This window comes from Shewanella sp. TC10 (genome assembly GCF_009663145.1).
Taxonomy (GTDB): domain Bacteria; phylum Pseudomonadota; class Gammaproteobacteria; order Enterobacterales; family Shewanellaceae; genus Shewanella.
This window is the reverse complement of the sequence record NZ_VKHR01000016.1, coordinates 31,242-43,625: the sequence shown is the minus strand read 5'-3', so window position 1 is coordinate 43,625 and position 12,384 is coordinate 31,242. Positions and strand designations below refer to the sequence as shown.

The following is a 12,384-nucleotide window of genomic DNA, read 5'->3' as shown; positions in this document are numbered from 1 at the left end:
TACCTATATTGTTGGCATTCAACTTGCTAAATCTATTGTAACTGGTTTTTAGTCGTCAATTATCCGACGAATAGGAGATTACAATGCAGATTAGTTCAAATCCTTTTTTACAAGAAATGCAATCACTTCGTGGTGAAATTTCGCCTAATCTACGTTCACCTATTCAGCCAGATATGGTCCAAAAAGTGGGAAACACTTCTGGGGCAGATTTTGGAGAGTTACTTTCTCAAGCCGTTGGTGGTGTGACTGAGTTACAGAAAAACTCGGCTAACCTAGCCACTCGCTTAGAGATGGGGGATTCGACAGTAACTTTATCAGATACCGTCATCGCTCGTGAAAAATCTGGTGTGGCTTTTGAAGCCACAGTACAGGTAAGAAATAAGCTTGTAGAAGCTTATAAAGAAATTATGAGCATGCCTGTTTAGGCCTCTTTATCAGATTAGAAAGTAGGTAATTATTGTGAGTACAGATCTCGTATTAGATTCAGATACCGCTAGTAGCACAGGGATTCAGCAGGAAAATAAACCTGGTTTGATGAGTTCTTTTGGTAGTGCTGATTTTATGCGTCAAATTACTATGATTCTGGCATTAGCCGTTTGTTTAGTATTGGCTGTATTTATGATGATGTGGGCACAAGAGCCTGAGTACAGACCGTTAGGTCAAATGGAAACAAACGAAATGATCCAAGTGTTGGACGTTTTGGATAAAAATAAAATCGCTTATAAGATTTCTGGCGATGTCGTCAGCATTCCAGAAGACAAATATCAAAATGTAAAATTATTATTAGGTCGTGCAGGCGTTGAAGCCTCAAGTCAGCCAACAGATTATCTAAGCAAAGATAGTGGTTTTGGTGTGAGCCAACGTATGGAGCAAGCACGATTAAAGCAAAGCCAAGAAATTAACTTAGCCAGAGTAATTGAAGAGTTAAAAAGCGTAACCCGTGCAAAAGTGATTTTAGCCCTGCCAAAAGAAAATGTGTTCGCACGTAATAAATCAAAACCGAGTGCAACAGTTGTTGTTAGCGTTCGTCGTGGCAGTTTAGGGCAAGAAGAAATCGATTCAATCGTCGATATTGTGGCTTCAGCAGTACAAGGTTTAGACCCTACACGTGTTACCGTAACAGATTCAAATGGACGTTTACTTAACTCAGGTAGCCAAGATGCAGCATCATCTAGAGCACGTCGTGAACAAGAGTTAGTTCAGCAAAAAGAAGCTGAATATCGTAACAAAGTCGAATCAATTCTAATGCCTATTTTAGGACCTGAAAACTTTACCTCTCAGGTCGATGTGAATATGGATTTCACCGCGGTTGAACAAACTGCAAAACGATTTTCACCTGATTTACCGGCTATTCGTAGTGAAATGACTATTGAGCGTAATTCATCAGGTCAATCCATGGGCGGGATCCCTGGGGCGTTGTCGAATCAGCCACCAATGGAATCAGATATCCCCCAAGCAGCTGGTGAAGCAGAAACAACTTCAGTAAATGGTGACAGTCACCGTGAAGCAACACGTAACTTTGAGTTAGACACCACAATCAGTCACACCCGTCAGCAAGTGGGTCAAGTAAGACGAGTCAGTGTTTCTGTGGCGATTGATTACAAACCTGGCGCGGTTGATGAAAATGGTGTGGTCACAAGAGTGCCAAGAACCGAGCAAGAGCTGACGAATATTCGTCGATTACTTGAAGGTGCTATGGGGTTCACAAGTCAGCGTGGTGATACTTTAGAAGTGGTAACTGTGCCATTTATGGATCAATTAATCGAAGCATTACCTGAGCCTGAGCTATGGGAGCAACCTTGGTTTTGGCGTGCAGTAAGACTCATTTTAGGTGCATTATTAGTCTTAGTGTTAATTCTATTTGTTATCAGACCAATGTTGAATAAACTGCTGAAAACCAATGAAATTGAAATGCCAGAAGAGGCTCGTTTAGGCCATGAATTAGCTGAGATTGAAGACCAGTACGCTGCTGATACTCTGGGTATGTTGAATACGCAGGAGGCAGATTACAGTTATGCTGATGATGGTTCCATTCAGATCCCAAATCTGCATAAAGATGATGATATGATTAAATCAATTCGGGCTTTAGTGGCAAATGAACCTGAACTTTCTACCCAAGTAATTAAGAGTTGGTTACAAGACGATGGCAAATGATGAAGTTTCGGTAGCAGAGGCTACCAAAGGGTTCAACCCAGATGATTTAACGGGAACTGAAAAAACCGCTATTTTACTCTTGAGCCTTAGCGAAGCTGATGCGGCTTCAATACTAAAACATTTAGAACCTAAACAGGTTCAAAAAGTGGGTATGTCCATGGCCGCCATGGAAGATTTTGGTCAAGAAAAAGTCATTGGAGTTCATAAGCTTTTTCTTGAAGAAATCCAAAAGTTCTCATCAATTGGTTTTAACAGTGAAGAGTTCGTCAGAAAAGCATTAACCGCCGCGCTGGGTGAAGATAAAGCCGGTAATTTAATCGAACAAATTATCATGGGTAGTGGTGCTAAAGGTCTAGACTCGTTGAAGTGGATGGACGCACGCCAAGTTGCAACTATTATTCAAAACGAACATCCGCAAATTCAGACCATTGTTCTATCCTATTTAGAGCCTGATCAAGCTGCTGAAATTTTCAGTCAGTTCCCTGAAAATACTCGACTTGATTTAATGATGCGTATCGCCAATTTAGAAGAAGTTCAACCAGCAGCATTACAAGAATTGAATGATATTATGGAGAAACAGTTTGCTGGCCAAGGCGGTGCACAAGCTGCCAAAATGGGCGGACTTAAAGCTGCTGCTAATATTATGAACTTCTTAGATACAGGCGTTGAAAGCCAGATTATGGAGACGATGCGTGAGTCTGATGAGGAAATGGCGCAGCAAATTCAAGATCTTATGTTTGTATTTGAAAACTTAATTGATGTTGATGACCGTGGTGTACAAGTACTACTTCGAGAAGTACAGCAAGATGTACTGATGAAAGCACTAAAAGGTGCTGATGACCAATTGTCAGATAAAATCATCGGTAATATGTCTAAACGAGCTGGTGAGTTACTTCGCGATGATCTTGAAGCCATGGGGCCAATACGTATTAGTGAAGTTGAAGTTGCCCAAAAAGAAATCCTCGCTATTGCACGTCGCTTAAGTGATAGTGGTGAAATTATGCTAGGTGGTGGTGGCGGTGAAGAGTTCTTGTAACTTTGTCACTAACGAATTTACCTAAAAGCTGTTTTGTGAGTAAATTAATCTTAGTAGAAATTAGGTAGACAGATGACGGAATCTAAAACCAACAAATCAATTGAAAATGATGACGTAGATTTCAGTCATTGGCAGCTACCTGATGTGACCGAAGACCAAACTGATGCGCCATCTAATCTTTTTGGTTTTCAAGGTAATCAAAATCCTTCAGCACCAAGTGAAGATAAACCATTATTGCCACCAACTATGGCTGAAATTGAGCAGATCCGTGTTGAGGCTGAGCAAGAGGGATTTGAGCAAGGTAAAATTGAAGGTCATAGCCAAGGTCTTGAACAAGGTAAGCTTGAAGGATTAGAGCTTGGACACGCTGAAGGTTTTGCACAAGGTGAGCAACAAGGCTATGAAGTTGGTCAAGTCAAACTCAATGAAGTGCTTGAACAATTAACTCAGCTGGTAAAGCAATTCGAACAGCCTTTAATGTTACTTGATGCAGAAATCGAAGCCGAAGTGTTAACTTTAGCGATTAATCTTGCTAAATCTATCGTCGGTCATGAGCTAAAAACTCACCCTGAACATATCTTGTCAGTGCTACGTCAAGGCGTTGACTCATTACCTATCAAAGAGCAGCAAGTCAAACTCAGGTTACATCCTGATGATGCCACTTTAGTCACCCAACTTTATAGTGACGCGCAATTACAAAAAAACCACTGGGATATAGAAGCTGATCCTTCACTTAATCCGGGCGACTGTATTATCAACAGTATGCGTTCAAGTGTTGATTTACGAGTTGAAGAAAGAATGCGTCAGGTGTTGCATGATTTGCAAGAGCAAGCCAGTGGTATTCAAGCCAATGTACAAACCATTAAAACTGAACACCCACAATATACCACTGAGATAGTTGATCAGTTACCTAAGAAAAGTGACATTGAGCCCCGTGTTCAGGATACGGAGCAAGCGGAAACTACTTTTGATAGCGTCAATCAAACGAGTATGAATGACTCAGAAATACTAGATGGCAACGGGTCAAATGAGACGGCTATAAAAGATGACGTTTCAGAGCAAGCTCAAGAAAATGTTCAACCCTCTGATCAACAGCAATTGTTAGACTCTAATGACTTAGTGGAAAACACTGGGCTAGGAACTATAACTCAATTAGATACTGATGAAGGGGACGATAATGTTAAACCGTCAACATCAGTTACTGAATAAACTCAAAATTCAAAGCCAGAAAGTTAGCCCTCTCAGGCCTGTTGCCAGTGGGCAATTAGTGCGTGTTGTTGGTTTAACCCTTGAAGCAACAGGCTGCAGAGCGCCTGTTGGAAGTTTATGTTCTATTGAGACCATGGCCGGAGAACTTGTAGCTGAAGTAGTAGGTTTTGACGATGAATTATTGTACCTAATGCCTGTAGATGAGTTACGAGGAGTATTACCGGGAGCAAGAGTAAAGCCCTTAGGTGAACAATCTGGTTTGAATGTTGGTTTAAGTCTACTCGGCAGGGTACTTGATGGAAGTGGCTTGCCGTTAGATGGCTTAGGACCATTAAATACAGATCAACAAGCCTCTCGTCATGCTCCCCCAATAAACCCGTTAGCAAGACGAGCCATTTCAGAGCCATTAGATGTTGGTGTTAGAGCCATAAACGCCATGCTTACCGTCGGTAAAGGTCAGCGTATGGGACTATTTGCTGGCTCTGGTGTGGGTAAAAGTGTGTTATTAGGGATGATGACTCGAGGAACTACGGCAGACATTATTGTTGTCGGCTTAGTCGGTGAGCGTGGACGAGAAGTTAAAGAGTTTATTGAAGAAATCCTTGGAGAAGAAGGCCGAGCGCGCTCTGTAGTGGTTGCCGCTCCCGCTGACACCTCGCCACTTATGCGTCTTAGGGCGTGTGAAACCTCGACTCGTATTGCTGAATATTTCAGAGATTTAGGCTACAACGTATTGCTGCTGATGGATAGCTTAACTCGTTATGCTCAAGCTCAACGTGAAGTTGCTTTAGCTGTCGGGGAGCCTCCAGCGACAAAAGGTTATCCGCCATCGGTATTTGCAAAACTGCCACGCTTGGTTGAACGAGCGGGTAATGGTGGGCCTGGTCAAGGTTCTATCACAGCCTTTTATACAGTTTTAACGGAGGGCGATGATCAACAAGATCCTATTGCTGATGCATCAAGGGCTATTTTAGATGGTCATATTGTTTTGTCACGAACACTAGCGGATTCTGGCCATTATCCGGCTATAGATATTGAACAATCTATTAGTCGTGTCGCCCCAATGGTGATTGCGCCTGAGCATTTAGAGTCGATGCGTTTAGTGAAACAAATGTATTCTACTTATCAGCAAAATCGCGATTTAATCTCTATTGGTGCATATTCTCAAGGAAGCGACCCACGAATAGATAATGCCATTAGGTTACAGCCAGCCATGAACGCATTTTTAAGACAAGGCTTTAAGGATGTTATTTCGTTTAATGATAGTCAAACTATGGTCGGGCAAATCGCTGCTCAATGTAAATAATGCGCCGCACAGATCCACTGCTTACTGTTTTAAAAATCAATAAAGAAGCTGAAGAGCAAGCTGCTTTGCAGTTAAAGTCAGCTCAACTTGAGCAGCAAAAGTGTCAAGGGCAACTCGATGCGTTGAATAATTACCGACTTGAGTACATGAAACAAATGGGCGAAACCCAAGGCAAAACCCTAAGTGCTAGCGAATATCACTCATTTCATGAGTTTATTAAGCAGGTTGATCAAGCCCTTATTCAACAGGTTAATGCGGTAAAAGAAGCAGAAAAGCAAACGGGATATCGCCAAGTACACTGGCAAGAGAAGCAACAGAAGCGTAAGGCTGTCGAAATGCTGTTAGAAAAAAATAACCTAAAGGCTCAGTTAGTTGAGAATAAGCGAGAACAACAAGCTTCTGATGAATTTGCTATGCAGCAATATATTAGGAAAAGACCACGCTAGTATACCTTTCTAACGACACTCTAAACTCAATAACTGTTAATCATATTAATTACAGTTTTCAATGACCTCTTAATATCACTTTTTTATAAGCTGGCATTTTAATTGCTTATGTAAATAGTTAACTGGCAAAGCGTCAGCTTTGTGACTGTTGTTCTGTTTTTGATTTTGTGCCCAATAATTCAATATGAATGATGATAAGTGGAGTTTGTTATGCAACAAATGAGCAGTATTTTACTTGGAAGTAGTAGTAAAACAGCTAATGCACAAGTTGCTGGTGCTATGGAAGATACTGTTCAAACTACTGATAATAAGTCATTTTTGTCAGTGTTTAATCAAGCTTCTCAATCAGAGTTAGATAAGACTCAAAAAAATACCAATGCTGAAGTCATTAGCGAAAATAACGGAGAGTCAGTAACAGAAGAGGCTGATGTGGAGCTTATTTTTGCTCAGATCGGGTTAGCTGAAAACTTTGAAAAAAACGTAGGTACCGAGCAAAGTGGCAAAGACTTGCCGTTAAAGACAGATGTTTCGCAAACATTGCTTTCAGAAGACTTAAGTTCAGAAGACTTAAGTTCAGAAGACAGCCCTCCTGTGAATAAAGTTTTTCAAGAAAGTCTCTTACAGGCTGATAGCGAGTTGGTATTAATTGATGAGACGCAGCACTCGACTGATAAAGCACTTTTAAACACTGAATTACCTATCAATGAATTACCAATCAATGATTTATTGAATGATGCAGATTTGAATACAGCAAGCTTTTTAAATTCACTCTCTACTGAACAAGTTAGCGCACTTAGCCAATTTTCTTCGATGACTGAGGCTGAACTCGCGGCGTTAAATCCTGCAGAGCTTAATAAATTAATCACCAATTTCAATCAGCAGCAACTAGCCAATAATGGTTTAATTTTACCTTTAATGAGTCAGACTGACTCGAATGGTCAAACGGTCTTACATTCAGCAGATAAAAACCTTAACTCCGAATCACATTCTGCTGAACTTAAAGGCACCGATAGTGGATTAAGAGGAACTGACGCAGACAAAGTCGCAAACGCCTCGAGTGTTTCTGCTGCACAAGCGGCAAATGCAGAAAAAGTAGCAGCAGAAACTAAAGTTATTTCAGATTCGAAGAAATTAGATATTAATAATACAGACAAAGAAACGACATCAGTTAATCTGACGAAAGCAGAAATTAATGTCTCTTTAGATAAGCCGACTTCAAAAGTGGCTTTTAATAACGCTTTACTGAGTGCAGCAAAAGATAGCGCAGCAAATAGTTCTATCAATTCGAGTTCGATTCAGGATGCAGCGAAAGACAGTGAATCGATAGATGTTAAGTCGTTACAAAACCAAAGTAGTTTTACCCCTCAACACAAAAGTGATGTTCCTCAATTTCAACTTTCATTACGTCAAGGCGCTGAATCTGCAGTACAAATGCAAGATATGATTCAAAAATTTGCTCCCGTTATGAAACAGCAACTTATCACTATGGTTGGACAAGGAGTACAGCACGCTGAGATTAGGCTTGATCCTGCAGAATTAGGGCATATGGTGGTAAAAATTCAAGTTAATGGCGAACAAACTCAAGTACAATTTCAAGTAGCACAGACTCAAACCAAAGACTTAATCGAGCAGGCTATTCCTAAACTGCGTGAAATGCTCGCTGAGGAAGGGTTACAACTTGCAGATAGTCATGTTTCCCAAGACGGGGAAAGTCAGAAAAAATCTGAATATGATGAGCAAAATAGTAATGGCGATTCTATGTTGGATGAAATAGCAGCACAAGAACTCGACATTGCGACAAAACATGCAAAGAGTAGCAACTCAGCTATAGATTATTACGCCTAAGTCGGTAATCTATAGCCATCAAGTTAAAGACAGTCAACGCCATGTGAGATTCACAACGAAAATATCACCTAGTGGCAACAGAAAATGGAATGAATGATGGCTGAAGAAGAATCGTTAGAGTTAACAACAGAAAACCAACCTAAGAGTAAGAAAAAGCTCATCATCTTTATTGTGATTGGCGTTGTCCTTGTTGCGTTAATTGCTGGAGCAGTATTATTTTTCATGGGTGGTGGTGATGAGGAGTCGATTCCTGCAACACCAGGAACAGCTGCCTCTACAGAAACTGTGGTTGATGAATCTAAAAAAGGTAAGGCTAATTATGTTGGTATGCCAAGACCATTTTTGTTCAACCTTCCAGGAGTCGACCGAGCGCGTTTAGTGGAAATCAAAGTGCAATTGATGGTGCGTGGTGATGATGGTCAAACAGCAAAAATGCATATTCCATTAATTGAAGATGCGCTGTTAACGACTTTTAGTGCTGCAGATGTACAAAAGTTAAGTACTCAAGCTGGTAAAGATGAATTAAGACAATTGGCGTTACTGAATGTACAGAATACATTGCAACCAGTAGCTGGGCGCAAAATAGTTGAAAAAGTACTATTTACTGGCTTTGTAATGCAATAACGCCAGTGAATCAGACAAGGTGATGACGTGAGTGATTTATTAAGCCAAGACGAAATTGATGCGCTACTGCATGGGGTCGATGATGTTGATGAAGATGACATTAGCGAAAATGATGATGCCCGTGTATATGATTTCTCATCTCAAGATAGAATCGTTCGTGGCCGAATGCCAACGCTTGAAATTGTCAACGAACGTTTTGCACGCCATTTAAGAATAAGCATGTTCAATATGATGCGCCGAGCTGCGGAAGTGTCAATTAACGGCGTACAGATGCTCAAGTTCGGCGAGTATGTTCATACCCTATTTGTTCCCACAAGCTTGAATATGGTGCGCTTTAGCCCACTTAAAGGGACTGCGCTTATCACCATGGAAGCGCGTTTAGTATTTATCTTAGTTGATAACTTTTTTGGTGGTGATGGCCGCTTTCACGCAAAAATCGAAGGCCGCGAATTTACACCAACAGAGCGACGCATCGTTCAATTACTGCTAAAGATCATATTTGAAGATTACAAAGATGCTTGGGCTCCAGTGATGGATGTTGAGTTTGAATATTTAGACTCAGAAGTTAACCCTGCTATGGCTAACATTGTAAGTCCAACTGAAGTGGTCGTGATTAACTCTTTTCATATTGAAGTTGATGGTGGTGGAGGTGATTTCCATATCACCATGCCTTACTCGATGATTGAGCCTATTCGTGAACTGCTTGATGCAGGTGTTCAGAGTGATAAGCAAGATACTGATATGCGTTGGGGTCAAGCCTTACGTGACGAGATCATGGATGTGCAAGTGGGTATTGATGCCAATATCATCGAACATGAAGTAACACTGCGTGATGTGATGGAGTTTAAAGCGGGCGATGTGATCCCAATTGAACTGCCTGAACACATCATGATGCGAATAGAAGATTTACCGACTTATCGATGTAAATTGGGTAAATCGAGAGAAAATTTAGCCTTGAAGATCAGTGAGAAAATTCCTCGCCCAGAAACGGCTAAATCAGAATTACAATTGATTACACGCAAACAAGGTAAAGCGCGTGATATTTCAGAATTATAAGGTGACGTAAATGAGTGATGATACTGACGATTGGGCTGCAGCGATGGCTGAGCAAGCACTTGAAGAAGCGAATGTCGCTGAGCAAGTTGAACTTGATGAACTCGTCGATGAGTCTGCGCCAATTTCAAAAGAAGAAGCAGATAAACTTGATAGCATCATGGATATCCCTGTCACTATTTCTATGGAAGTTGGGCGCAGTTTTATCAGTATCCGCAATCTACTTCAATTGAACCAAGGTTCGGTGGTCGAGCTTGATAGGGTTGCTGGCGAACCTCTTGATGTTATGGTCAATGGTACCTTGATTGCTCATGGCGAAGTGGTTGTGGTTAATGACAAATTTGGTATTCGGTTAACTGATGTGATCAGTCAAACTGAACGAATCAAAAAATTAAAGTAGTTTATTTTTAAATTTAGTCTGTAAGGATTCATCTGTGCTAAATGCAGTTAGTTTATTGATGGTGACAAGCTCTGCTGTTACCGAAGCCGTTAGTTCAGAGCCTGCAAGCTCAGAGGTTGCTATTCGCGGCGCAGAAACATCCAATATTGCTGCATTATCAAGCATGATGGGCGGACTGATACTGGTTATAGCAATTATTTTTGTACTAGCTTATATCGTCAAAAAACTGAACTTAGTTCAGTCAAATCAAGGTGTCATTAAGACGGTGGCTATGACGCCTTTAGGTCAAAAAGAAAAGCTGGTATTAGTGGAGTTAGAAGGGCAACAATATTTACTCGGTGTTACTGCCCAGCAAGTTAACCTTATCGAAAAACTCGATTCTGCTGTTAATGTTGAAACCAGCTCATTTGCCAGCCGATTAAAACAAGCTAAACAACAAGCAAAAGAACAGGCTAAGGAATAGCAATAATGAAGAAGTGGATAGTATTAGCCTTTTTTGCAGCCGCTTTTTTTACTCCATTAAGTTTTGCTGAAGATGGAATATTAAAAGCCGTTACAGTCTCTACTGGCGCTGACGGTAGCACTGAATATTCAGTAACGATGCAAATATTGCTGTTGATGACTGCGATGAGCTTTATCCCTGCGATGGTGATAATGCTAACATCATTTACGCGGATTATCGTTGTGCTATCTATCTTACGTCAAGCATTAGGTTTACAACAAACCCCTTCAAATCAAGTGCTTATTGGTATGAGCATGTTCATGACATTTTTTATTATGGCACCAGTATTCGATCAAATTTATGATCGGGCCGTGGAACCATACATAAACGAATCACTGACAATGCAACAAGCCTATGAAGTAGGTAAAGAGCCGCTTCGTGCATTCATGCTATCGCAAGTAAGAACTACAGATTTAGAAACCTTCATTGAGATTTCGGGTTACACCAACATCGCCTCGCCAGAACAAGCACCGATGAGTGTTTTAGTTCCAGCTTTTATTACCAGTGAATTGAAAACAGCGTTCCAAATTGGATTTATGCTGTTCGTACCATTTTTAGTATTAGATTTAGTGGTGGCGAGTATTTTAATGGCTATGGGTATGATGATGTTATCGCCCATGATTGTTTCACTACCATTTAAGATTATGCTGTTTGTACTCGTCGATGGATGGGGATTAGTAATGGGAACACTCGCAAACAGTTTCGGTACATAGGGAGCGCAGCAGATGTCACCTGAGTCACTGATTGATATTTTTCGTGAAGCGCTATCTGTTATTGTATTGATTGTGTCAGCCATTATTTTGCCTGGTCTTTTTGTTGGCTTGATTGTGGCTGTTTTCCAAGCAGCGACATCGATTAACGAGCAAACTTTAAGTTTCTTACCTAGATTGTTAATGACATTGTTTTCACTGATGTTTCTAGGACATTGGCTAGTACAAACCATGATGGACTTTTTTTATACTATTGTGAATATGATCCCGCAGGTAATAGGTTAACCTGTGGAGATTTTATTTGAAGAAATCAGCCGCACAATAGCTGCCTATATATGGCCGTTATTCAGAATATCTTCAATGTTAATGGTAATGGCAGTGTTTGGTGCCAATACCACTCCCGCAAGAATTCGGTTACTTTTATCTGTTGCTATTACTGTGGCTGTTGCCCCTGTACTTCCTGCATTTGTGGAGCCTGTAGAGTTATTCTCCCTCAGTTCGGTATTTATATCTGCCCAGCAAATCTTAATTGGAACGGCCATGGGCTTTGTCACTATCTTAGTGATGCAAACCTTTGTTCTCACTGGTCAAATTATTGGTATGCAAACCAGTTTGGGTTTTGCTTCTATGGTTGATCCGGGGTCTGGACAACAAACTCCAGTGGTAGGTAACTTCTTTTTACTTCTAGCAACGTTGATTTTCTTGGCAGTTGATGGGCATTTATTAATGTTTAAGATGTTGGTGGCAAGTTTTGACACTATTCCCATTTCGAATCAGGGATTTAGTATTACAAATTATCGCAGGCTTGCTGAGTTTGGTGGCTATATGTTTGGTGCAGCTTTAACCATGTCTATCTCAGCTATCGTGGCATTGCTGCTCATTAACCTATCATTCGGGGTGATGACCCGAGCATCTCCGCAATTAAACATTTTTGCTATTGGCTTTCCAGTGACTATGGTCAGTGGTTTGTTAATTCTCTGGCTCACACTTGGTCCCATCATGTCCCATTTTGATGAGGTTTGGCTTCAAGGCCAATTATTGATGTGTGATATTTTGCAACTGACCTGTCAAATTGACGGTTCGATAACTCAGTAGGTTA

14 protein-coding genes are annotated in these 12,384 nt (G+C 40.8%); all 14 read left to right on the top strand.

Annotation, left to right across the window (positions count from 1 at the left end):
* The first annotated feature begins 83 nt into the window (after nucleotides 1-83).
* The 14 genes from fliE to fliR all read left to right on the top strand — a co-directional run bounded on the left by fliE (nucleotide 84) and on the right by fliR (nucleotide 12,380).
* A complete protein-coding gene (gene fliE / locus FNZ24_RS07735) occupies nucleotides 84-425 on the top strand; it encodes a flagellar hook-basal body complex protein FliE (RefSeq protein ID WP_153913912.1) in 342 nt (113 codons plus the stop codon).
* A 109-nt stretch (nucleotides 426-534) separates the two neighbouring features.
* Nucleotides 535-2,154 carry a flagellar basal-body MS-ring/collar protein FliF gene (gene fliF, locus FNZ24_RS07730; protein WP_416384828.1) on the top strand — a complete coding sequence of 540 codons (1,620 nt, stop codon included), beginning with the start codon at nucleotides 535-537 and terminating at the stop codon, nucleotides 2,152-2,154.
* A complete protein-coding gene (gene fliG / locus FNZ24_RS07725) occupies nucleotides 2,144-3,190 on the top strand; it encodes a flagellar motor switch protein FliG (RefSeq protein ID WP_153913910.1) in 1,047 nt (348 codons plus the stop codon). Before fliF ends, fliG begins: the two co-directional genes overlap by 11 nt.
* A gap of 72 nt (nucleotides 3,191-3,262) precedes the next feature.
* Nucleotides 3,263-4,399: a flagellar assembly protein FliH gene (gene fliH, locus FNZ24_RS07720; protein ID WP_153913909.1), complete on the top strand. Its 1,137-nt coding sequence runs from the start codon at nucleotides 3,263-3,265 to the stop codon at nucleotides 4,397-4,399.
* Nucleotides 4,368-5,705, top strand: a complete 1,338-nt coding sequence (gene fliI / locus FNZ24_RS07715; RefSeq protein WP_153913908.1) for a flagellar protein export ATPase FliI — start codon at nucleotides 4,368-4,370, stop codon at nucleotides 5,703-5,705. Before fliH ends, fliI begins: the two co-directional genes overlap by 32 nt.
* Nucleotides 5,705-6,151, top strand: coding sequence for a flagellar export protein FliJ (fliJ, locus tag FNZ24_RS07710; RefSeq protein WP_153913907.1), 447 nt, complete (start codon nucleotides 5,705-5,707; stop codon nucleotides 6,149-6,151). The genes fliI and fliJ overlap by 1 nt, the downstream gene beginning before the upstream one ends.
* Before the next feature lie 210 nt (nucleotides 6,152-6,361).
* The gene (locus FNZ24_RS07705) at nucleotides 6,362-7,996 is read left to right on the top strand and encodes a flagellar hook-length control protein FliK (protein WP_153913906.1); all 1,635 of its coding nucleotides are present in this window, start codon (nucleotides 6,362-6,364) and stop codon (nucleotides 7,994-7,996) included.
* Between the two features lie 96 nt (nucleotides 7,997-8,092).
* Nucleotides 8,093-8,620 carry a flagellar basal body-associated protein FliL gene (gene fliL, locus FNZ24_RS07700; protein ID WP_153913905.1) on the top strand — a complete coding sequence of 176 codons (528 nt, stop codon included), beginning with the start codon at nucleotides 8,093-8,095 and terminating at the stop codon, nucleotides 8,618-8,620.
* A 27-nt stretch (nucleotides 8,621-8,647) separates the two neighbouring features.
* Nucleotides 8,648-9,676, top strand: a complete 1,029-nt coding sequence (fliM, locus tag FNZ24_RS07695) for a flagellar motor switch protein FliM (RefSeq protein ID WP_153913904.1) — start codon at nucleotides 8,648-8,650, stop codon at nucleotides 9,674-9,676.
* Between the two features lie 10 nt (nucleotides 9,677-9,686).
* Nucleotides 9,687-10,073: a flagellar motor switch protein FliN gene (gene fliN, locus FNZ24_RS07690; RefSeq protein WP_153913903.1), complete on the top strand. Its 387-nt coding sequence runs from the start codon at nucleotides 9,687-9,689 to the stop codon at nucleotides 10,071-10,073.
* 58 nt (nucleotides 10,074-10,131) lie between these two features.
* Nucleotides 10,132-10,536, top strand: coding sequence for a flagellar biosynthetic protein FliO (gene fliO / locus FNZ24_RS07685; protein WP_153913947.1), 405 nt, complete (start codon nucleotides 10,132-10,134; stop codon nucleotides 10,534-10,536).
* A gap of 5 nt (nucleotides 10,537-10,541) precedes the next feature.
* Nucleotides 10,542-11,288, top strand: a complete 747-nt coding sequence (fliP, locus tag FNZ24_RS07680; protein WP_153913902.1) for a flagellar type III secretion system pore protein FliP — start codon at nucleotides 10,542-10,544, stop codon at nucleotides 11,286-11,288.
* Nucleotides 11,289-11,300: 12 nt separating this feature from the next.
* Nucleotides 11,301-11,570: a flagellar biosynthesis protein FliQ gene (fliQ, locus tag FNZ24_RS07675; RefSeq protein WP_153913901.1), complete on the top strand. Its 270-nt coding sequence runs from the start codon at nucleotides 11,301-11,303 to the stop codon at nucleotides 11,568-11,570.
* A 3-nt stretch (nucleotides 11,571-11,573) separates the two neighbouring features.
* Nucleotides 11,574-12,380: a flagellar biosynthetic protein FliR gene (fliR, locus tag FNZ24_RS07670; protein WP_153913900.1), complete on the top strand. Its 807-nt coding sequence runs from the start codon at nucleotides 11,574-11,576 to the stop codon at nucleotides 12,378-12,380.
* The last annotated feature ends 4 nt before the right edge of the window (nucleotides 12,381-12,384 follow it).

What these genes read in the sequence shown, in the direction of transcription:
- fliJ (WP_153913907.1), top strand. Translation starts at nt 5,705, where the DNA reads ATGCGCCGCACAGATCCACTGCTTACTGTTTTAAAAATCAATAAAGAA.
- fliE (WP_153913912.1), top strand. Translation starts at nt 84, where the DNA reads ATGCAGATTAGTTCAAATCCTTTTTTACAAGAAATGCAATCACTTCGT.
- fliL (WP_153913905.1), top strand. Translation starts at nt 8,093, where the DNA reads ATGGCTGAAGAAGAATCGTTAGAGTTAACAACAGAAAACCAACCTAAG.
- fliG (WP_153913910.1), top strand. Translation starts at nt 2,144, where the DNA reads ATGGCAAATGATGAAGTTTCGGTAGCAGAGGCTACCAAAGGGTTCAAC.
- fliH (WP_153913909.1), top strand. Translation starts at nt 3,263, where the DNA reads ATGACGGAATCTAAAACCAACAAATCAATTGAAAATGATGACGTAGAT.
- fliQ (WP_153913901.1), top strand. Translation starts at nt 11,301, where the DNA reads ATGTCACCTGAGTCACTGATTGATATTTTTCGTGAAGCGCTATCTGTT.
- fliF (WP_416384828.1), top strand. Translation starts at nt 535, where the DNA reads ATGAGTTCTTTTGGTAGTGCTGATTTTATGCGTCAAATTACTATGATT.
- fliO (WP_153913947.1), top strand. Translation starts at nt 10,132, where the DNA reads ATGGTGACAAGCTCTGCTGTTACCGAAGCCGTTAGTTCAGAGCCTGCA.
- fliP (WP_153913902.1), top strand. Translation starts at nt 10,542, where the DNA reads ATGAAGAAGTGGATAGTATTAGCCTTTTTTGCAGCCGCTTTTTTTACT.
- FNZ24_RS07705 (WP_153913906.1), top strand. Translation starts at nt 6,362, where the DNA reads ATGCAACAAATGAGCAGTATTTTACTTGGAAGTAGTAGTAAAACAGCT.
- fliI (WP_153913908.1), top strand. Translation starts at nt 4,368, where the DNA reads ATGTTAAACCGTCAACATCAGTTACTGAATAAACTCAAAATTCAAAGC.
- fliN (WP_153913903.1), top strand. Translation starts at nt 9,687, where the DNA reads ATGAGTGATGATACTGACGATTGGGCTGCAGCGATGGCTGAGCAAGCA.